Raw genomic sequence first — 21,013 nt, 5'->3', positions numbered from 1 at the left:
CGAGGATTTGTGGGCTGGTGGTTTGGGAAAGAGGAATTCAGGTCGTTCATGGCAGGACGGGTCCGGGTTCGAACATCGGGTGTGGCAAAAACTGCGGCGCACGGATGGTTTGATTGCATCGCAAAAAAGGTGGAGGCCCGATCATGGCGGCGATTTCTTCAGCGCGCGCGCGACCGGGTTGAGGAAAACCCAGAGCAGCAGCAGACAGAGCGTGGCGCTGAGCCCCCACAAGAACCGGGCAGCGCCGGCGGCCTCAAGGCCGAAACCGGCGATCAGCACGGCAAGCGGCGTCGCCGTCATCGCAATCGCCGCCGTGGTTCCAAGCACGCTGCCGCGGATTGCAGCCGGCGCGCGTTTCAGAAATATCGCATTGGCGAGCGGGCCGAGCGCCCCGGTGGAAAGACCGACCAGGGCCGCCGCGATGAGCAGCAAGGGACCGCTCTGAAGGAAAGCGACGAGGCCGATGGAGAGCGTCGCGCCGGATATGCCTGCGAGCAGGACGGCCCTGCCGTTCCAGGAGTGGCCGCGAATGGCGAAAACCACCGCCGACAAAGCCGCCCCTGCCCCGGAAACCGAGAGAAACAGCCCGAGATTAAGGACATCCGCTCCGCTGGCCTTGAACAGCACCGGCAGGACAACGGCGTTGAGCGCCCCGAAAACCGCCAGCATCACCATGGCGACGATGAGCAGAAGCCGCAGAATCGGCTCCGTGAGCAGAAAGCGCAGACCCGCAAAAGTCGCATCGCCGCGATCCGCATCGACGGACTTGCGCCTATGACGCGGCAAACAGATCGCGCCGATCACGGCAGCGAGCAGCGAACAGGCCGCCGTGATCATCAAGGCGTATTCCATCCCGAAAGCGGCAATGGCGATCCCCGCGACCGGCGGGCCGAAAATCATCGCCGCATTATCAAGCAACTCATCTATCGAGGTGACCCGCTCGATCGGCATCCGGGCGATGCGAGCAAGTTCCGGCACCCTTGCATCATGGGCGATCATACCCGGACCGTCGAGCAGCGCCCCGACCACGATCAGGCAGAGTAGCAGGCCTATATCCATCTGCCCGGTCATCATCAGAAAGGGAATGGCCGCGACGCTCAGGGCGCTAGCGAGATCGGCGGTTACCGCAACGATACGCGAACCGAAACGGTCGACGACGGGGCCGCCGCAGAAAGCGCCGATAACCAGCGGTATCATGCCCGCCGCCGCCGCTATCCCCGTCCATGCGGCATTGCCGGTCAGGGACAGCACGATCCAGGGCAGCGCAACGGCCGCCACCGCATTGCCGAAAAGCGACAGCCCCCCGGCAACAATGACGCCATAAAGCGGCGCACGGCGATGCGGAAGACCGAGCCCGCGAAACCCGGATGCGGAAACCGTTTCGAGTTGGCCGCAAGACGTCGCAAGAGGCATCGTCTCAACCGTGCTGCTGTCTGAAGGCATAACACTCCCCAAGTTTCATCGGCTCACGGCGCTGCCGGTAAGGATGAAGGCAGTAAATATCCGGTCGCACAGGTTCCCGGAGCGGACCCGTGTGAACGATCCTCACACCTCGCCTGCCCGGCTCATCTTAGCCGTACATTTCATTAATTAAGTAGTCAGTCTATTTATTGCGACGAATGTTTTTTTGTCAAGCGGGGCTCGAGAAAAATGACAGGGTGACGGGAAATGTCGTTTGGGGTCGCGTGTGCAGGCGAGGTCAGGCGATGGTGAAGACTGGACATTGGGGCAGCTTTTTCTGCGCCCATACGCGACAAATTGGCTCCCCGGGCCGGAGCCAGTCCTCGACCCTCATTTCCGTGCTTGTCACAGGGATTCAGCCGACGCGTGCTTGCGAGGAGAAAAGCCTCTTTTCCGCGAAGAATTGAGGTGAATATGGATAGAACTAATATAATTATATCAACATTTAAAGCAGGCAATATAATGTAATATCAGAACTCACCAGACGCCTCCCGACGTCTCAAGTCCAGTTCTTCGCTATAGCGCCTCAGCGTATGGCTTTCGGTGAGCAATCCGACAGGACGATTTTCGATCTTGTCATTGACGACAACCAGCGCTTCGCTCTCCGCCGCATCAAAGGCTGCCGCCGCTTGCCGGGCATTCATGGTCGGCAGCAACACGTCGTTCTTGTAATGCAGATAGGTTTCGAGGCTGATTTTGCTGGGGTCGCGATCCATCGGGTCGGCGTAGATTTCCGGGACAAGGACGATGCCGGCATAACGCCCGTCATCATGGGTCATGATCACCCGTTGCGTGGAGCCGAGCGGGAACTTCTCCTTGAAGGCCGGAAGCCCCATGCTGACATTGGCCTTGCGGATATCGGCGCGCATCATCTTGCCGACCGTCAGGTCGCGGATCCAGCCGATATCGTGGGCGCTGCGAATGCTCTCGCCCCGCAGGTGAAAACGCCAGGTGGCGAAGGAATAACCGAAGGTGGTGCGCACCACGAGCGAGGTGGTGATGACGGCGGCAAGCACCAGAGCCGTGATCTGGAAGTCGCCTGTGAGTTCCAGCGCCAGAAACGTCATTGTCAGCGGGCCGCCGATGATGGCGGCGGCAAAGGCGCTCATGCCAATCACGGCATAAACGATGGGCGCGGTCGATCCATAACCGATATAGGGTGCGCAAAGCGCGAAAATCTTGCCGAGCAGCGAGCCCATGAACAGCGACGCGAAAAAGAGGCCGCCGCGGAAGTTCGAGCCGATGGAAATGGCGCTGGCCGCTGCCTTCAGCAAAAACAGCCCGGCCACCCCATATATCGTCAGTTCGGCATCGATGTTGAGATGCAGTGCGCCATGGCCGCTCGACAGTACCTGCGGTGAAATCAGCGCTAGAGCACCCACCGCCACGCCGCCTATCGTGGGACGCAGCCAGCCCGGAATGGCGCTTTTACGCGCAGTTTCTTCGATGAAGGACACTGCCTGCATCAGCACGATGCCAATGGCCGCACACACGACGCCGAGAAAGATGGCGGGCACATAATCGGCCGGCGTCACACGGCTGGCATCGACAATATCGATCGAGATGCCATGGCCACCGATAATTCCGATGACCGTCGTCGCCACCAGCGCCGCGACGATGAGCGGCGCAAGCGTCACCACGGTATAGGTGCCGATAATGAGTTCGATGGCGTAGAACGCCCCGGTCAGAGGCGCGTTGAAGGCCGCAGCAATAGCGCCCGCCGCACCACAGCCGACAAGAATACGCATGTCCCCTCGCCGCAGTTTCAGCTTGATGCCGATCTTCGAGGCAACGCCGCTGGCGATCTGCGTGTAGCCGGCCTCAAGCCCGACAGAAGCGCCAAAACCATTGGAGACGATATTCTGCACGCACACGATGATGCTGTCCGTTAGCGACAGGCGACCGCCATGCAGCGCATTCGCCTCGATGGGGTCGATCATGGGTTTTTTGCGTGTCTTCGAAAGAATGAAGATGATTATGCCGAGCACGATGCCGCCGACGATCGGCCCGGCGAGCACGATACGGCCGGAGAGATCGCTGCTGCTCAGCCGCTCGACGCCGAAAACCATAACATGCAGCGCCGTGCTCAGGGCGCCGATCAACGCCACCAGAAGGCCCGCTGCAATGCCGATCAAGACGGCAAGAAGCACCAGCCCCACTTCACCGCGCCGAAACATCGCCCGCAGGCGGCTGGCGCGCAGATTGTCGAAAAAGCTCGCCATACTGGGTGCACGGAAAGGCTTGGTCGACATGTTATTCCTTCTCAGGCGGCGTCAGGCTGCTTCGATCTCGATTTCGAAACGCATCTGATCATAAGCCGGTTCAACATGATCAGGCGTTTCACGCATCACCGTTTCATAATCGAGCGGGATGTGCATGTGGGTCAAGATCGCCCGTTTGGGTGCGAATGCCTCGATCCAGCCGAGCGCCTGTTCCAGCGAAAAATGGCTTGGGTGATATCGATACTGCAAGGCATCGATGACGAGCACGTCGAGGCCGGTAAGCTTGGGCAAGCTTTCCGCCGGAAAATCGCTGACATCGGTGCAATAGGCAACGTCGCCGATGCGAAAACCAAGCGAATGCACGTCCCCATGCTGCTGCATATGCACCTTGAAGGGGATCGGCCCGCCCGCCCCGTCGATAATAACAGGCTCGTCGATATCGGCGATAAGCTGCGGCCTGACGATCGGTGGATAGCTGCTGCCCGCCGGCGTCTCCAGGCAATAGGCAAAACCGTCGCGGATTCGCGCCATGGTGACGGGATCGGCCCAGATCGGGATGCGGTGTTTCTGGAGAGCGAAATAGATGCGCAGATCATCTATGCCGTGCAGATGGTCGGCATGGGCGTGGGTGTAAAGCACCGCATCGACGGCTTCCACCTTTGCGGCGATCATCTGCTCGCGAAAATCCGGGCCGGTGTCGATAACGACGGTCGTCCTGCCGCCATCCGGGCCGATCTGCTCCACCATAAAGGCCGTGCGCGTGCGCCGGTTCTTCGGGTTCTCGGGATCGCAGGCGCCCCAGTCGCCGTTGATGCGCGGCACGCCGGGCGATGACGCGCAGCCGAGAACCGTGAAGCGACGACGGTAGATTGCCACGCCTACACCCTTGTCATCTTGGAAAAGCAGCGGAAGGCGTTTTCGGTGGTGATTTCGGCCATGCGCTCGAAGGAAACGCCATGCACCTCGGCCAGAACCTCCGCCGTGTTGACCACATAGGAGGGTTCGTTGCGCTTCCCGCGCCAGCGCTTTGGCGCGAGATAAGGCGCATCCGTTTCCACCAGCAGCCTGTCCAGCGGCACGGCGGCGGCGATATCGCGGATATCCTGCGATTTCGGGAAGGTCAGAATACCGGAGAAGGACACATAACCGCCAAGTTCGACGCCGGTTCTCGCCAATTCAAGGCCGGCAGAGAAGCAGTGCAGAATGAAGGGGAACGCCCCCTTGTCGCTTTCCTCGCGCAAAATAGCGGCCATGTCCTCATCGGCGCTGCGGCTGTGGATAACGAGCGGCAGCTTCGTTCGTCTTGCGGCCTCGATGTGGCGGATGAGGCCGGTCTTCTGGTCTTCCGGCTTCTGCGTATCGTAGAAATAATCCAGACCCGCCTCACCGATCGCCACGATCTTGTCGTGGCTCTCCGCGAGCCGCACAAGCTCGTCGGCGGAAATATCCAGTTCCTCGTCGGCATTGTTGGGATGCGTACCGACCGAACAGAAGACCGACGGATATTTTTCCGCGATCTTCAAAAGCTCCGGCAGCCGACGCACCCGGGTCGAGATCGTCACCATCTGGGCGACGCCAGAAGCATGGGCGCGGGCGATAATGTCGTCGCGCTCGGCCTCGAAATCGGGAAAATCCAGATGACAATGGGTATCGATCAGCATGGTTGTCGCCTTCAAGCTTCCGGCGCGACATAACGCGGGAAAACCGGCTTCGGTGCTTCCAGCGGCGTGCCCGGAACCAGACGGCCAGCTGCGCCCAAAGCAGCGAAATCACGTTTATCGGCAGGCGCAGCGACGAGATCGAGCAGCTTCTCGCAGGATTCCGGCATGAAAGGCTGCAGGAGAATGCCGATCTGGCGCACCACTTCCGCCGTAACGTAAAGCACGGTGCCCATGCGCTCAGGGTCGGTTTTTTTCAGCGACCACGGCTCCTGCGAGGCGAAATAGCGGTCGGTTTCCGAGACGACGGCGATGATGGCCGCAAGCGCACGGTGGATGAGCTGTTTACCCATCTCCTCGCGGCAAATCTCAAGCAGCCCATCGGCGGAGCCAAGCATCGCCTTGTCTTCTTCGGTGAACTCACCGGGCGTCGGGATCTGGCCGTCGCAATTCTTGACGATCATCGACAGCGAACGGCTGGCGAGATTGCCGATGCCATTGGCAAGATCGGCATTGATACGGGTGGCAATGCCCTCTTCGCTATAGCTGCCGTCCTGGCCGAAGGAGACTTCGCGCAGGAAGAAATAACGGACCTGATCGAGACCGAAATGGTTTACCAGATTGGCCGGATCGACGACGTTGCCGAGCGACTTCGACATCTTCTCGCCTTTGTTGAGCAGGAAGCCATGTGCATAGACCCGCTTGGGCAGCGGCAGCTTGGCGCTCATCAGAAAGGCCGGCCAGTAGACCGCGTGGAAACGGATGATGTCCTTGCCTATGATATGCACGTCGGCAGGCCAATATTTCGCACGCGGGCCGTTTTTATCCTCGATGTAACCGGTCGCGGTGATGTAGTTGGTCAGCGCATCGACCCAGACATACATGACGTGCTTCGGATCGTTGGGGACCTTGATGCCCCAATCGAAGGTTGTGCGGGAAATCGACAGGTCCTTAAGACCGGATTTCACGAACGAAATGATTTCGTTGCGACGCTCGGCCGGACCGATGAAGTCAGGGTTTTCCTCATAGAGCTTCAGGAGTTTATCCTGATATTCGGAGAGCTTGAAGAAATAGCTTTCCTCTTCTACCCATTCCACCGGTGTGCCCTGCGGCCCGTAGCGGACACCGTCGGCGCGCACTTCCGTTTCGTCCTCGGCGTAATAGGCCTCGTCGCGCACGGAATACCAGCCGGCATAGCTGTCCTTGTAGATGTCGCCGCTATTGGCCATCAGGTTCCAGATATTGCGCGAGGTCCCGTGGTGACGCTCTTCCGTGGTGCGGATGAAATCGTCATTCGAGGCGTTGAGCAGCTTGCCCATCTCGCGGAACTGGTCGGAGTTGCGCTGGGCGAGATCTTCCGGCGAAATACCTTCCGCCCGCGCCGTCTGCTGCATCTTCTGGCCATGTTCGTCGGTGCCGGTCAGGAAGAAAACATCCATTCCGTCCAGGCGCTGAAAGCGTGCCATGGCGTCCGTCGCAATCAATTCATAGGCATGGCCGATATGCGGCTTGCCGTTGGGATAGGAGATCGCGGTGGTGATGTAGAACGGTGTCTTGTCTGTCATGACGGTCTATCGACTTTACAGGCTGTTTTTTGGATAGACCGCTCTTAAACCATTGTTCGCAGCAGCGAAACAACAACTTCCCCATTTCGGGTATGATTCATATCCCGGCGCCTAAACCGAACGAATATCTTCCAGAATGGAAAGCACCATCTGCTTCTTGTCGAGATTATAGGCCTGCGCCACAGTGATGCGCTCCGAAAGCGTCGAGGAAAGCCGGGCATGTTTTTCTGCCGCCGCAAGGTCACCCGCCATTGCCGCCGCCCGCGCTCGCGCCATCAGCTCTTCCGTCACATGCTCCATGAAGAATCCGAGAACGATGTCGCCATCTTTCTGCGCCAGAACCTCGGCAAGCTTGTGCATGCGCTTGCGCGCGCCCGGCCCTTCGGCAGTCATCACTTCGGCAAAGACCTCGACAATGTCGGAACCGCCATAATTCATCAGTTTCAGCGCCTGCGCCACGCTGCCCTTGGCGGCGGCAAGCAGAGCGTCGCGTTTCTCACCTTCGGGGCTGATGTCGAGTTGATCGAGCGCTTGCACCATCGCCGCATCGGAAAGCGGCACGAGCCGGAGCGGCATGCAGCGCGAACGGATGGTCGGCAGCAATTTTCCCGGTGCATGCGAAAGCACCAGGAACATCGCCCGCTTCGGTGGCTCCTCCAGTATTTTCAGGATGGCATTGGCGGCGTTCCGGTTAAGATCGTCGGCAGGATCGATGATGACGATGCGCCAGTTGCCCGTGCCGGATGTCTGCGAAAAGAAGTGCCCTGCCCGCCGCACCTCGTCCACCGTAATGGCGGATTTCACACGGCCCGTCTTTTCGTCCACAGGACGGGTCAGATGCAGCAGATTGTGCGAGGCGCCGGCGGTGATCTGCCGGCTGACCAGTGATTGCGGATCGGGATCGGCAAGGAAATCCGGCGCGGATGCGGGATCGGGATGGGTCAACACATGATTGGCGAAACGAAAGGCGAGCGTCGCCTTGCCGATCCCCTCCGGTCCCTCGATCAGAATCGCGTGATGGCCTTTGCCGGAGCGATAGGATTGCGCAAGAAAGGCCTCCGCCTCCTCGTGCCCGAAAAGCCTCGTGTTCTGCTGCGGCGCAATCGCGCCGTCGAGAACGCCCTGAACCTCACTCATGCACGGCGTCCGCAGCTTTTCCCGCACGCTCGAGCAACGGCTCGACAAAGGACATGACATCCTCTGTCACCTTTTCCTGCGGCTGGTCGGCGTTCACGATCCGGCAACGACGCGGCTCGGCGAGCGCAATATCCAGATAGGCCTCACGACGCTTCTCGTGGGTCTCGATTTCCTCTTTTTCGAACCGATCCGGCGTAGCACCCTCATCCGCCCGTTTTCTGGCGCGGGCGAGCCCCTTTTCGGCGGCGATATCGAAGATCAGCGTCAACTCCGGCACGACGCCATCGATGGCTATCCGTTGCAGCGTCTCGATGAAATCAGGCTCCAGATTGCCGGTCGTGCCCTGATAGACACGCGAGGAATCAAGAAAGCGGTCGCAGAGCACGATCTCGCCGCGCGCAAGCGCCGGACGAATGACCTCTTCGACATGGTCGTTGCGCGCCGCCGCAAACAGGATTGCTTCCATGCGCACCCCGAAGGACTCTGCCGCACCCGAGAGCAGAACATGCCGAACGGCCTCCGCACCCGGCGAGCCGCCCGGCTCACGCGTCACGACCACCTCGAAACCACGGCCGCGAAGCGCCTCGGCAAGCGTGCGAATCTGCGTCGACTTGCCGGCGCCTTCGCCGCCTTCGAAGCTGATGAACAATCCGGTCTTTTCGGCCAATGTCACGTCCTGCGAGGAATTCACGTCAATGTTGAAATGCCTGTTTACAGCATCGAACGGAAAAGTGTGAAGCGCTTTTCAGAAAATCCGATGCCTGAACAAAAGCATAGGAACAAGGCCGCCCGTGCAACAGGCTTTCAGAGCCAGAACAGCAGCAGTTCCTTCAGCGCGCCTGTCGCATTCTGGGTGAGCGACCCCTTGCCGACCGCCGCCTTCGTGTAAAGCGGCACTTCCCGCAACAGGCGCTCGCCCGAGAAAATCTTAAGCGTTCCGGCATTTGCACCGACGTCCAGCGGCGCATTCAGGGGCCAGCGATAGACGATCCGGCCAGAAATACGGTCCGGATTATTGACCGGCACAAGCACGCTCACATCTTCCTTCGGCGAAAGATCGATATGCGAAACATCGCCGCCATAAACGCTGACAGACCCGACGGCTTCGTCCCTGCTGAAGAGATGGCGTTTTTCAAAGGCGGTCAGGCCCCAGTCCACCACCCGGCGGGCCTCTTCCTGCCGCGTCTTGTCGTCCGCGATGCCGCCAAGCGCCAGATAGACCCGGCGGCCTCCCCGCTCGGCCGAAACGACAGCCGCAAAACCGCTGCCTTCCGCAAAACCGAGACCGAGACCGTCGATACCGCTACCGGGCATCAGGAGCGTATTCTTGTTGCGCTGGAAAATCCGGTTCCATTCGAAATCCGGCTTGGTAAAAAGCCCGTAACGGTCGGGATAGGTGTCATGCAGATGCTGGGCAAGGCGCACCATATCCCTCGCACTCGTCCGGTTGCCGGGGTCGGGAAGCCCGGTCGAATTGGTAAAGGTGCTGCGGCTCATGCCCAGTTCGTCCGCCCTCACCGTCATGCGTTTGGCGAAAGCGGCATCCGAACCTGCCATGCCTTCGGCGACGACGATACAGCCGTCATTGGCGTTCTGAACGATGATCCCGGTCAAGAGATCGTTGATGCTGACCGAGGATTTCAGCGCCGCGAACATCGTCGAGGTGCGTGAAGGCGCGCCGCCCGTGCGCCAGGCATATTCCGAGACGGGATAAGCCGTCTCTGCCGTCACCTGCCCCTTTGACAGCGCATCCAGCACCACTTCCACCGTCATCAGCTTGGCGAGCGATGCGGGCGGAAAAGGCTGATCCTCATTTTGCGAAAGAAGCACCGTGCCTGTTTCGGCATCGATCATATAGGCCTGTTCCGCCTTGGCGATGAAGGGGCCGGTCTGCGATTGTGCCGGGCTTGCACTGAAAAGCGCAAACGCTGCCGCTGCCAGGAGCGAACAATAGGAGCGATGAATGGCCTTGCGCATGAAACCGCCCAGTCCTGCCTGCCGTAACCGGCTGCCCGCGACAAAGGCAAAAGGCCGGCCGTATCCTTCAATTCGTCAGCGCGACTTCGCCTGCTGACGTTTCACATGGGCGAGTATCGATTGCTCGTTAAGTGCGCCACGGTCGACGAGCACGCTGTCGAAGGCGCTCGCGGTCCTGGAGACCGTAGCCGATTCTTCGGAATAGGCCGCCGCAAATTTGGAGGAAGGCGTCGGCACACGCAGATAATTGCCGCCGGGCGCCGCCGGTTCACGCATGAAATTGCCTTCCGGACGTTCGGCCAGGAAAGGACCGATTTCCGGCAGGATCGCGAACTGTTCGAAAGCCGGTGCCGAACCATTGACCAGCGGCATGGCCTGCAGCGCTGCATTCTTCCTGGAGCCGACAAGCGCTGTCTGGGTCGAGCCGCCATAATTCGGGTTGGACGCCGGAGCCGGAACGAAATTCGGCGAGGCTGAAGCCACCATCACGCCTGTCGCGATCTGCCCTTCCGGCGCCACACCCGGTGAGCGAGAACCCTTCGGAATATAAGATGCCATCAGATAAGGCATGTCGTGACCATCGAGCGGCGCACGTCCGGCGTATTGTACCCGCACATTGGCCGTGCCAGTGGTCTTCATGTCGAGAAGATCGGCCGTCTTGCTTGAAACGTCGATCAGGCGGCCTTCATGGAACGGTCCGCGATCGTTGACGCGCACCAGAACCGACGCGCCATTGTCCATATTGGTAACGCGCGCGTAGCTCGGCAGGGGAAATGTCGGATGTGCGGCAGAAAGATGTTCTTTGTCGTAGACTTCGCCATTGGCGGTCAGGCGACCATGGAAGGCGGAACCATACCAGGAGGCAAGGCCGGTCTTGTTGTAACCCGGTTCTTCCTTGGGGAAATAACGGCGGCCCTTGACGGTATAGGCATTGCCGATCAGCTCGCGCCCGCCGCCCTTGGGAATGGCCTTGCCATCGGCCACACGCGGACTGGCTTTGACGCCATATTCGGATTCGGAAAAATATTCCTTGCTGCGCTTGGGCTTAGGCTTGGTCTCGGATGTCGTGGAACACGATGCGGTTGCGGCGCAAAGCACGGAAATGGCAAGCCACTTCACGCCCGACCTGGCGTTGATGCCGAGTTTCTTGACCCTAGAATTCAAATCGTCTGCCCCACGCTGCTATTGGCTCGGAGAACCGCACCCTCACTTGCCTCGATTATTTGCCCCTGCCATCGAAGCACCTAACAGTCGCTTAATCTTGTGCATAACGTGGCGAAAATGCGAACGACTGCTGCAAATTCGATAAAATTGTAACGAACGTGGTTAATGATTTCTATCTTTTGAGCCCACCCATCGGGCCGGATTTACCCGCCTCAACATCTCCCGCTCACTGCATCCGCAAGGAACAAACGGAGGGCAACCGCGTTCTCTCCCCGCAAAGAAACGAGCTTTCCGCCGGTTTCGGCTGAGGGAGGAAACATGATCAAGCCAATGAAAACTGTAGCTCTGGCAATGGTCATCGCCTTGGTATCCTTCGCCGCGCCGATCCCCGCAGGTGCGCAGGACATGGAACTCAGAATTGGCCCCGACGGCGTTCGCCCCATCATCCGCGATCGTGACCGGGACGTAGACCGCCGCGGCCCGCCCCGCATGCGCGGCTGTAGCGAACGCGAAGCCCGCGCCGCCGCCCGTGACGCCGGCCTGCGCGATCCCGAGGTCGTGCGCGTCACCCCGGGTCGTGTCGTCGTAGAAGGCTTCACGCGCCGGGGACCGGATCGCATCACCTTCGCCAATGAGCGGGGCTGCCCGGAAATATGATTGCATCGACAAAATGGAACCCGCTGCACAGCGGGATTCCCGCTCGCGCTGTTTTCCAGCCATTCCAAAGCCAGGAAGCGGGGTCGAAGCATCCCTCACCGCAGCATTGTTCGAATGATTTTAAAGCTTGATGGCAGATGGGGTGGGATTCGAACCCACGGTACGCTCTCACGCACGCCGGTTTTCAAGACCGGTTCCTTAAACCACTCGGACACCCATCCATCGGTGGTGAGGCTTTATAGCGGTTTGAAAAAGGTCGTCAATCCCGACCGGTCGAGCGGCGTCGCTCTTCTTTCGTGGTTGGCAGATCATTGCCCCGGTGTCGTTGCCGGCGGCAACAGGGATCCGTCACCTGAAGGTATCGACGGCGCCTGCTGAGCCGTATCGAATAGCGTCAGGCTTAAAACGATTGCCACAAGCGCCAGCAAAAGCGCCACAAAGAGGATTCCCGATTTATCCATGCGTTTGCTCATGTCACGTTATCTTAAAGCCGAATATGTGCAATTCTGGGCAACGCAAAGAACAAAGTGAAAGTCTGTCAAGTTGTCTTACAGATTCGGCGAACTTATCGTTCAAAAATCCGCGAATTGGGTGAAATTTATGCATAGGCGTACTGTTTGAGACGGAAATGGCCTATCGCGTCAGCACTATTGTCATTTATATCAGGCCATCGCTCCCGGGCATTGCCCAACTTTCCCCGAGCGATCAACCTGCCCCGCCTCTTTGCGGGGCTTTTTTTCTATTATGACCACAAAAAAAGAAGCGTGACCGAAAGGCCAGCGGCCGATAACCGCCATCGTCTCAGACGCCGATGCTCGGCCCGCCATTGCCGTGCCGGCCGTCACCTCGAAGAATATCCTCGAACAGATTTAGCAGCGCCGGCGGCAAGCTATCGGACAACTCGGTGATGATTTCGTTGGCGCGATTATAGGAATAGATGGCCGAGAGCGTCAGCACCAGCAGCACGATCCACGGCCAGATCGGCTTGCGCCTTTGCGGCGCTCCGTTCGGTTGTTGTGGTAAGGTCATGCCGGCACCTTTCCTTCAGGCCTTCACGCGCGGCTCGCCTCCGGGCGCATAGGCGGTTTTCTGCAAGAAACGGAATATATTGCCGCACTGGGCGCAGCGGATCATGAAATCCGTCGGATCGCCCGAGACGCGCTCCGCGCGAAATCCGCGCGGCATTTCATCGATGCGAAAATCGACGTCCCGGCGGCTCTTGTCATCCGATTCCGACGCTTCGGCAAAACCCTGATGACCACATTTGGAACATTCGAGCTTCCGGGAATATCTGTCGCGCGCTGCCATATGCCGTCCTTTGCTTGGTTGTTATCAGGTAGCAGCGGCAAAACATCATTTCAATGCCGATCGCCTCGGGTTAAAGCTTTGCACGGCTATTTCCCGGCGGGAAACGCATCCGGCGGCCGGAATGAATATGGAAGCCCATGAACGACCAGAAACCTCTGCTGTCATCATCACTCGTCCTGCGGTCCGTCCTTATCGCCGCAATTCTGCTCGTCTTTCTCGGCGTCCTAAATGTCGGCATCAAATGGTATGGCGAGCGGATTCTTCAGGCCGGCCAGACGACGGACACCGAAGAGGTCGAGATCGTCATCGGCAACGACCGGCTGAAGCTTGCCAAAAACACCCTGCGGGCGCCTTCCGAGCGCCTCGGTGGAGAACGGGAGCGCGTCGACCTTTATCTAAGCTGGCCTGATCTCAAGGGGTATGAGGAAGCGAATCGCGCCGTTTTCGACGATCCCGCGCAGGCGGCAGGTCTGATTTTCATCCAGCTTTCACAAAGCACCATGTCCGAGGACATGTCCGGTCGTTTCGGGCCGATCTATTCGCGGCTGACGGAGGGAGAGCCGATGCCGTTGAAGCACGGCCTGCTGCTGCACCGTCTGCGGACCGATTCCGGCTATGGCAAGGAAGTCATATTGACCGGCGATCGCGATGGCAAAAGCGTTTATGTGGTGCGCTGCCTGCTGCCGCAAACGCCGCAGGCGGCCACCGGCAGCGATTGTCAGAGGGATATTCACGCCGGACAGGACCTCAGCCTGTTCTACCGTTTCTCCTCCGCCCTGCTGCCCCAATGGCAAAAGCTGGATGCGGAGGTGAAAAACTATATCGAGCGCCGCCTCGTAAAAGACGGAAATCGGTGAAACAGCACGGCACAGATTGGGTGCGAAAAGTCGCATTTTATGGAAGGCGGATACCTTTCATAAACCACTTGGTAACGCCAACCCGATAAAGTTTTGTCTCGGAGCATCGGGCGGGGCGTGTCCGAGCGGAACAGAAATATGCGATTGAAGAGTTCAGCAGTGTTGAAAAGTCTATCCGGGGCACATTCGCGCAAAGCGGGTGCGACGTCTTTTGTGAGGTTTATTGCGTTAACCCTTGCTGCGGCGTTCATAACCGCAACATCCGTTCAAACCGCAAAGGCCGATCCGAAATATGCGGGCATCGTCGTCGATGCCAAGACCGGCAAGGTTCTTTATGGCGAGGATCCGGACGGGCTGCGTTATCCGGCGTCGCTGACAAAGATGATGACGCTTTATCTGACATTCGAGGCGCTCAATACCGGACGTATCTCGCTCGATTCGAAGGTGCCGGTGTCAGCCAACGCCGCCAAGGAGCCGCCGTCCAAGCTCGGCGTACGCGCCGGCGGCAGCATCACCGTGGAACAGGCCATCCTTGCACTGGTCACCCGGTCCGCAAATGACATGGCAACCGCGCTCGGCGAATATCTCGGCGGCTCGGAAGACCGTTTCGCCAGAATGATGACCGCCAAGGCCCGGGCGCTCGGCATGACCCGCACGACCTATCGCAACGCCAACGGCCTGCCCAACACGGCGCAGATGACAACGGCACGCGACCAGGCCCGTCTCGGTATCGCGCTTCGCCAGCATTTCCCGCAATATTACGGCTACTTCTCCACCCGTACCTTCAACTTCGGCAAGCAGGTTATCGGCAACCATAACCGCCTTGTCGGAACCGTGAAGGGTGTGGATGGCATCAAGACCGGTTATACCCGTGCAGCCGGCAGCAACCTTGCCACATCGGCTCAGCTTGACGGACGTTCCATCGTCGCCGTCGTTCTCGGCGGTCGCTCCAGCGCTGCCCGTGACGCCACCATGCGCAAGCTTGTCGCAACATACCTGCCGCAGGCATCGCGTGGCGGCAACAGCAACCTGATCGCGCAAACCCGCTCCGCACCGGTCGAGGAGCCTGCCGCCGTAGCCGCTGCCGTTCCTTCCGTGCCGGTTGCTGCAACGGCAGCCGGCCTGCCCAGTTCCGGTCCAGTCCCGCAGGCCCGTTACGAGGAAGCGCCGGTCACCGCTTTTGCAGGCTCCTCTTCCAATGCGGCCGTCAAGGCAATGGAAGCCGCAACCTGGCAGAAGGGCAAGGACCCGATTGCTCGTGCGCCTTCCGCGCCGGACCGTAAGCTGATCACCAACTCGACCAAGGTGGATAATATCGTCACCGCGTCCACTACGACACCTGTCGTCTCCGCCCCTTCAGTTTCGGCCAGGTCGGAAATTCCGCAGGGAAGCTGGGTGATCCAGATCGGAGCATCTCCCGACGAGAACTCCGCGCGCGGCCTGTTGCACAACGCGCAGGAAAAAGGCGGTGCGGCGCTGCGCTCCGCAAAGCCCTTCACGGTTGCCTTCAACAAGGACGGCTCCCAGATCTACCGCGCCCGTTTCGGCGGCTTCGATGGCCAGAACGCCGCGGTGAATGCATGCAATGCATTGAAAAAGAAAGGCGTCAGCTGCTGGGCGTCACTCCAGTAACAGACGTTTTCGCAGGCGGTGGTTCACGCTCGAAACATCGCCTGTCTCCTCGAAATTTGTAATGTGTAGCGAGGCTTTCCAAGATGGCAGTCAACGAGAATTATTCGGACATTGCGTCTGGCAACGGGCATGGCAACCTGTCGGTTCTGCATCCCATTCACGAGGCGGCGATGCGTATCGCCGATCTCGGTCTTAACCGTTCCAAGGCGAAGACGCGCGATCTCGTGGCGCTGCTTCTGTCGCATGGCGCCCGCGCCTGGCGCTCCAATCAGCCGGAAGCAAACATCCACCTTCATGTCGCAAGCCGCTCGGGCCGCGCACCGGTGCATATTCGGATCCGCTGAAAATCAAACGCAGTCGACAAGACGCAAGCAAAAAACCCCGCGGAGCCTGAGCGCCGCGGGGTTTTTCTTGATTGGTAACCGAAGATAACGAGGCGGCTTACGCCTCGCTTTCCGGCGCCTCCAGCGTATCAGGCAGATCGGCGGCGGCGTCTTCGCCATTGCCGTTTTCTGCTTCGTCGTCGCCTTCCGGCTCGTTGATACGCTCCACGGAAACCACCTTCTCATCCTTGGCGGTCGAGAAAATAGTCACGCCCTTGGTGGCGCGGCTGGCGATGCGGATTCCGTTGACCGGAACGCGGATGAGCTGACCGCCATCGGAAACCAGCATGATCTGGTCGCCCTCCTCCACCGGGAAGGCAGCGACGAGTTCGCCGATCTCGTTGGTCTTTGCCGTATCGGTGGCGCGGATGCCCTTGCCGCCGCGACCCGAGGTGCGGAAGTCGTAAGAAGAGGAACGCTTGCCGAAGCCCTTCACGGAAACCGTCAGCACGAATTCTTCGCGCGCCTTCAGTTCCTGATAACGCTCTTCGCTGAGTTCACCCTCTTCTGTAACTTCCTCGCCGACGAGCGCAATATCGTCCTCATCAACGCCTGCGGCACGCCGCTCGGTAGCCGAACGCTTCAGATAGGCCGCGCGCTCCCACGGTTCAGCTTCCACATGGCCCACAATGGTCATGGAGATGATGCGGTCGCCCTCGGCCATGTTGATGCCGCGCACACCGACGGAGTTGCGGCCGGCAAAGACGCGCACATCGTCCACGGGGAAGCGGATGCACTGGCCGAGCGCGGTCGTCAGCAACACGTCGTCGCGGTCCGTACAGGTTTCGACGGAGAGGATTTCATCGCCCTCCTCGTCCAGCTTCATGGCGATCTTGCCATTGCGGTTGACCTGTACGAAATCGCCGAGCTTGTTGCGGCGAACCGTGCCACGCGTCGTCGAGAACATTACATCCAGCGTTTCCCAGGTCGTTTCGTCCTCGGGCAACGGCATGATGGTGGTGATGCGCTCGCCGGGCTCCAGCGGCAGCATGTTGATGAGGGCCTTGCCCTTGGACTGCGGCGTGCCGATCGGCAGACGCCAGACCTTTTCCTTGTAGACGATTCCACGCGAGGAGAAGAACAGGACAGGCGTATGGGTATTGGCAACGAAGAGACGGTTGACGAAATCCTCGTCGCGCGTCGCCATGCCGGAACGACCCTTGCCGCCGCGACGCTGCGCCCGATACGTGGTCAGCGGCACGCGCTTGATGTAGCCGAGATGCGAAACGGTGACGACCATGTCCTCGCGGGCGATGAGGTCTTCATCGTCCATATCTGGGCCGCCCTCGACAATCTCGGAACGGCGCGGCGTGCCGAACTCATCACGGACGGCGACAAGCTCGTCCTTGACGATCTGCTGGATGCGCAGGCGCGACGACAGAATTTCCAGATATTCGGATATTTCAGCGCCGATCTTGTTCAGTTCGTCGCCGATTTCATCGCGGCCGAGCGCTGTGAGGCGGGCAAGGCGAAGTTCGAGAATGGCGCGCGCCTGCTCTTCGGAGAGATTGTAGGTGCCGTCTTCATTGATGCGGTGGCGCGGATCGTCGATCAGACGGATCAGGCTTTCCACATCCTGCGCCGGCCAGCGCCGCGTCATCAGCTCTTCGCGGGCCGAAGCGGGATCGGGCGCATGGCGAATGACGCGGATGACCTCGTCGATATTGGCGACCGCAATCGCCAGACCGACCAACACATGCGCGCGCTCGCGCGCCTTGCGCAGCAGATATTTGGTGCGGCGGCTGACGACATCCTCGCGGAACGAAACGAAAGCGCGCAGCATGTCGAGCAGTGTCATCTGCTCCGGCTTGCCGCCGTTCAGCGCCACCATGTTGCAGCCGAAGGAGGTCTGCAGCGGCGTGTAACGGTAAAGCTGGTTCAGGATGACATCGGCATTGGCATCGCGCTTCAGCTCGACGACGACGCGGTAGCCCTGGCGGTCGGACTCGTCGCGCAGGTCGGAAATGCCCTCGATGCGCTTTTCCTTGACCAGTTCGGCCATCTTTTCGATCATCGACGCCTTGTTCACCTGATAGGGAACCTCGGTGATGATGATCTGCTCGCGGTCGCCGCGCATCGGTTCGATGGTGGCGCGGCCGCGCATGATGACCGATCCGCGACCCGTCTCGTAAGCCGAGCGGATGCCGGACCGGCCCATGATCAGCGCGCCGGTCGGGAAATCCGGGCCAGGAATGATCTGCATCAGTTCCGGCAGCTCGATCGCCGGATTTTCGATGAGAGCGATACAGCCGTCGATAACCTCAGAAAGATTGTGCGGCGGAATATTAGTGGCCATGCCGACGGCGATGCCGCCTGCCCCGTTGACCAGAAGGTTCGGGAACTTGGCCGGAATGACGACTGGCTCTTGCAATGTGCCGTCATAGTTATCGCGGAAATCGACCGTTTCCTTGTCGAGATCGTCGAGCAGCGAATGCGCGGCCTTGTCCAGACGGCATTCGGTATAACGTTCTGCCGCCGGGGGATCGCCGTCGATGGAGCCGAAATTGCCCTGCCCGTCGATCAACGGCAGGCGGAGCGACCAGTCCTGCGCCATGCGCGCCAAAGCGTCGTAGATCGCCGAATTGCCGTGCGGATGGAATTTACCCATCACGTCCCCGGTAACGCGGGCGCATTTGACGTATTTTTTGTTCCAGTCGATGCCGAGTTCGGACATGCCGTAGAGGATACGACGATGGACCGGCTTCAGGCCGTCTCGCACATCGGGAAGCGCGCGGGACACGATAACGCTCATGGCGTAATCGAGATACGACCGCTGCATTTCCTCCATGATGGAAATCGGTTCAATGCCTGGCGGAAGTTTTCCGCCGCCGGGGGGGCTCTGGTCAGTCAAAACGGATCACATTCTCTGTTAAGAATCGGATGGATTTTTATAGCGGAAACAGCAACGTTAAGCCAATTTCCCGGCGAGTTTTGAACAGGCTTTTGCGTCATTTGCAAGACGAACGCCGCTTTTCACGATTTAGCCCGGCAAAAGTGGGTCCGTTCCCTTTCAAAGCAGCCACGACTTGCGTAGGGTCATATGCAAAAAGGCAATAAGCGGGGAAAGAATGGCCAGCAGCGAAACGCTCATCAATGCGCTCACCACACTTCTGGTCACACTCGATCCACCGGGTCTCGCCCCCGTTTTCCTGGCGCTCACCGTCGGCATGACGCGCGACCAGCGCAGCCAGGTGGCGCTGCGCGGCTCCATCATCGCCTTCGGCATTCTCGCCGTCTTCGCGCTTTTCGGCCTCGCGATCCTCAATCTTCTCGGCATCTCGCTCGGCGCCTTCCGCATCGCCGGCGGCCTTCTGCTGTTCTGGATTTCCTTCGAGATGATTTTCGAAAAACGCCAGGAGCGCAAGGAAAAGACTTCCGAAATCGCCATCACCAGGGACCAGCTTCACAATCTGGCGGTCTTTCCGCTGGCGCTGCCACTGATCGCCGGGCCGGGCGCGATTTCAGCCACCGTGCTGCTAGCCGGATCGATGAAGACCACGGTCGAGATGGTGGTGCTCATCCTGATCCTCGCTTTCGCCATGGCCCTCGTTTATGTAGCCCTGATCGTCTCGGAACGCATGGACCGCTTTCTCGGCAATACCGGCCGTGCGATCCTCACCCGGCTGCTCGGCGTGCTGCTGGCGGCACTATCAGTGCAATTCGTGGTCGACGGCATAAAATCGGCCTTTGATTTCTGATCTTCGGTGCGATCCCATGTCCGCGCAACAAAATCCCGTATGCGGTTATAACTCCGGAAAATCCGCGCTTTAAATCCGGCCGGCATTTCGGCTAAAAGACGCGCATCTTTTCCGGTCTCGAAAGTTGTTCTCATGCGCTCCACGCTGCGCCGCCTCATCCCGGATGCCGCCCCCGTCAGCAACAGGGAAAGGCTGCGCTCCGCAAGCGGCGCCTTTTTAGGCATTCTGCTGACTGGGCTTCTCGGCAGTTTGGCTCTGCGTTTCGATCCCACCCTGCCCGCCATGATCGCACCGATGGGCGCCTCGGCCGTGCTTTTATTCGCCGTGCCCTCCAGCCCGCTGGCGCAACCCTGGTCGATCCTGTGCGGCAATCTCGTATCGGCTTTCGTGGGTGTAACCGCAGCGCTACTGGTGCCGGATCCATTCCTCGCCAGCGCGCTCGCCGTCAGCCTTGCCATTGCCGCCATGATGGCGCTGCGCTGCCTGCATCCGCCAAGCGGTGCCGTCGCGTTGACGGCCGTTCTCGGCGGCCCCGCCGTACACAGCCTCGGTTATGACTTCCTGCTCTGGCCGGTCGCCGGAAACTCACTGATCCTTCTGGCACTCGCGCTCGTCTATAACAATGCCACCGGCCGCACTTATCCCCACGGCCTGAAGTCTGGAAAGGCCGCCCATGGCACTACCGATCCCACCCCTATCCAGAAAATCGGCTTTTCCTCCAGCGATCTCGATGAGGTGCTGAAGGAATATGACGAGTTTCTCGATATTGACCGGGACGAGCTCGAAGCCATCCTGCGCAAGACCGAACTGCGCTCTTACCGCCGCCGCGCGCTGCATCTCGATTGCGCCAGTGTCATGTCGCGGGATGTGATCGGTGTCGCCCCCGATGACAGCCTGCGCCACGCCCATGCGTTGATGCGCAGCCACCATTTCAAGGCACTGCCCGTCACCAATGATAAGGCCGAAATCCTCGGCATCGTTACCCAGACCGATTTCCTGGAGAAGGCAAGCTGGAGAAACGGTCGCCCCTCCATTGGCTTCCTGCAGCGGCTGCGCCGGATTCTATCAGGCGCAAGCGCCCCCAACGATACCGTCAAGGACATCATGACCTCCCCGGTAAAAACCGTGCAGCCTGAAACCTCGATCGAGGAGGCCATCATCCGTTTTGCGGAGGAAGGTCTACATTACCTGCCGGTTATCGACGCCAAGGGAAAGATGGTGGGCATCGTGTCGCAATCGGATGTCATGGTTGCGATGCTGGCGGACAAGGTGGCGGCCTGAGCCGATCTAAAAT

At 59.7% G+C, this 21,013-nt stretch carries 19 protein-coding genes and 1 tRNA gene; 6 read left to right on the top strand and 14 right to left on the bottom strand.

Annotated features, from left to right (window positions below; all coding sequences use genetic code 11):
* Window positions 1–141 precede the first annotated feature (141 nt).
* From BS627_RS05885 to BS627_RS05845, 9 genes are all read right to left on the bottom strand, one after another.
* Window positions 142–1,443 carry an MFS transporter gene (locus BS627_RS05885; RefSeq protein WP_077982298.1) on the bottom strand — a complete coding sequence of 434 codons (1,302 nt, stop codon included), beginning with the start codon at window positions 1,441–1,443 and terminating at the stop codon, window positions 142–144.
* Window positions 1,444–1,931: 488 nt separating this feature from the next.
* Complete coding sequence (locus BS627_RS05880; RefSeq protein WP_077982297.1) at window positions 1,932–3,713, bottom strand: chloride channel protein; 1,782 nt, start codon at window positions 3,711–3,713, stop codon at window positions 1,932–1,934.
* 21 nt (window positions 3,714–3,734) lie between these two features.
* The gene (locus BS627_RS05875) at window positions 3,735–4,559 is read right to left on the bottom strand and encodes an MBL fold metallo-hydrolase (RefSeq protein ID WP_077982296.1); all 825 of its coding nucleotides are present in this window, start codon (window positions 4,557–4,559) and stop codon (window positions 3,735–3,737) included.
* A gap of 2 nt (window positions 4,560–4,561) precedes the next feature.
* Window positions 4,562–5,344, bottom strand: coding sequence for a TatD family hydrolase (locus tag BS627_RS05870; RefSeq protein WP_077982925.1), 783 nt, complete (start codon window positions 5,342–5,344; stop codon window positions 4,562–4,564).
* An 11-nt stretch (window positions 5,345–5,355) separates the two neighbouring features.
* A complete protein-coding gene (gene metG, locus BS627_RS05865) occupies window positions 5,356–6,906 on the bottom strand; it encodes a methionine--tRNA ligase (protein ID WP_077982295.1) in 1,551 nt (516 codons plus the stop codon).
* 111 nt (window positions 6,907–7,017) lie between these two features.
* Window positions 7,018–8,043, bottom strand: a complete 1,026-nt coding sequence (locus BS627_RS05860; protein ID WP_077982294.1) for a DNA polymerase III subunit delta' — start codon at window positions 8,041–8,043, stop codon at window positions 7,018–7,020.
* Window positions 8,036–8,710, bottom strand: a complete 675-nt coding sequence (tmk, locus tag BS627_RS05855; protein ID WP_077982924.1) for a dTMP kinase — start codon at window positions 8,708–8,710, stop codon at window positions 8,036–8,038. Before tmk ends, BS627_RS05860 begins: the two co-directional genes overlap by 8 nt.
* Before the next feature lie 137 nt (window positions 8,711–8,847).
* Complete coding sequence (locus BS627_RS05850) at window positions 8,848–10,020, bottom strand: D-alanyl-D-alanine carboxypeptidase family protein (protein WP_077982293.1); 1,173 nt, start codon at window positions 10,018–10,020, stop codon at window positions 8,848–8,850.
* A 75-nt stretch (window positions 10,021–10,095) separates the two neighbouring features.
* Window positions 10,096–11,184, bottom strand: coding sequence for a septal ring lytic transglycosylase RlpA family protein (locus BS627_RS05845; protein WP_089153218.1), 1,089 nt, complete (start codon window positions 11,182–11,184; stop codon window positions 10,096–10,098).
* 318 nt (window positions 11,185–11,502) lie between these two features.
* Here BS627_RS05845 and BS627_RS05840 point away from each other — a divergent pair, with 318 nt between their 5' ends.
* On the top strand, window positions 11,503–11,841 hold the full coding sequence (locus BS627_RS05840) for a hypothetical protein (RefSeq protein WP_077982292.1): 339 nt from the start codon (window positions 11,503–11,505) through the stop codon (window positions 11,839–11,841).
* Between the two features lie 131 nt (window positions 11,842–11,972).
* On the opposite strand, the gene BS627_RS05835 is transcribed toward BS627_RS05840, so the two are convergent.
* The 4 genes from BS627_RS05835 to BS627_RS05820 all read right to left on the bottom strand — a co-directional run bounded on the left by BS627_RS05835 (window position 11,973) and on the right by BS627_RS05820 (window position 13,149).
* Window positions 11,973–12,062, bottom strand: a tRNA-Ser gene (locus BS627_RS05835).
* An 87-nt stretch (window positions 12,063–12,149) separates the two neighbouring features.
* Window positions 12,150–12,314, bottom strand: coding sequence for a hypothetical protein (locus BS627_RS05830; RefSeq protein WP_077982291.1), 165 nt, complete (start codon window positions 12,312–12,314; stop codon window positions 12,150–12,152).
* Window positions 12,315–12,642: 328 nt separating this feature from the next.
* Window positions 12,643–12,870 (bottom strand): hypothetical protein, encoded by a 228-nt coding sequence (locus BS627_RS05825; RefSeq protein ID WP_077982290.1) that lies wholly within the window; start codon window positions 12,868–12,870, stop codon window positions 12,643–12,645.
* A gap of 15 nt (window positions 12,871–12,885) precedes the next feature.
* Complete coding sequence (locus BS627_RS05820) at window positions 12,886–13,149, bottom strand: hypothetical protein (RefSeq protein WP_003502742.1); 264 nt, start codon at window positions 13,147–13,149, stop codon at window positions 12,886–12,888.
* A gap of 137 nt (window positions 13,150–13,286) precedes the next feature.
* On the opposite strand from BS627_RS05820, the gene BS627_RS05815 reads away from it, so the two are divergent.
* The 3 genes from BS627_RS05815 (at window position 13,287) to BS627_RS05805 (ending at window position 15,982) form a co-directional block, all read left to right on the top strand.
* On the top strand, window positions 13,287–14,006 hold the full coding sequence (locus tag BS627_RS05815; RefSeq protein WP_077982289.1) for a hypothetical protein: 720 nt from the start codon (window positions 13,287–13,289) through the stop codon (window positions 14,004–14,006).
* A 138-nt stretch (window positions 14,007–14,144) separates the two neighbouring features.
* Window positions 14,145–15,638: a D-alanyl-D-alanine carboxypeptidase gene (locus BS627_RS05810; RefSeq protein WP_077982288.1), complete on the top strand. Its 1,494-nt coding sequence runs from the start codon at window positions 14,145–14,147 to the stop codon at window positions 15,636–15,638.
* An 83-nt stretch (window positions 15,639–15,721) separates the two neighbouring features.
* Window positions 15,722–15,982: a hypothetical protein gene (locus BS627_RS05805; RefSeq protein WP_077982287.1), complete on the top strand. Its 261-nt coding sequence runs from the start codon at window positions 15,722–15,724 to the stop codon at window positions 15,980–15,982.
* Window positions 15,983–16,079: 97 nt separating this feature from the next.
* Here BS627_RS05805 and gyrA read toward each other — a convergent pair whose 3' ends face one another.
* On the bottom strand, window positions 16,080–18,872 hold the full coding sequence (gene gyrA / locus BS627_RS05800) for a DNA gyrase subunit A (protein ID WP_077982286.1): 2,793 nt from the start codon (window positions 18,870–18,872) through the stop codon (window positions 16,080–16,082).
* A gap of 217 nt (window positions 18,873–19,089) precedes the next feature.
* On the opposite strand from gyrA, the gene BS627_RS05795 reads away from it, so the two are divergent.
* Both BS627_RS05795 and BS627_RS05790 read left to right on the top strand, forming a co-directional pair.
* Window positions 19,090–19,719: a MarC family protein gene (locus BS627_RS05795; RefSeq protein ID WP_077982285.1), complete on the top strand. Its 630-nt coding sequence runs from the start codon at window positions 19,090–19,092 to the stop codon at window positions 19,717–19,719.
* Between the two features lie 132 nt (window positions 19,720–19,851).
* The gene (locus BS627_RS05790; protein WP_077982284.1) at window positions 19,852–21,000 is read left to right on the top strand and encodes a CBS domain-containing protein; all 1,149 of its coding nucleotides are present in this window, start codon (window positions 19,852–19,854) and stop codon (window positions 20,998–21,000) included.
* The last annotated feature ends 13 nt before the right edge of the window (window positions 21,001–21,013 follow it).

This window comes from Agrobacterium salinitolerans, assembly GCF_002008225.1.
GTDB classification, from domain to species: Bacteria; Pseudomonadota; Alphaproteobacteria; order Rhizobiales; family Rhizobiaceae; genus Agrobacterium; species Agrobacterium salinitolerans.
This window is presented reverse-complemented; position numbering and strand designations above follow the sequence as displayed.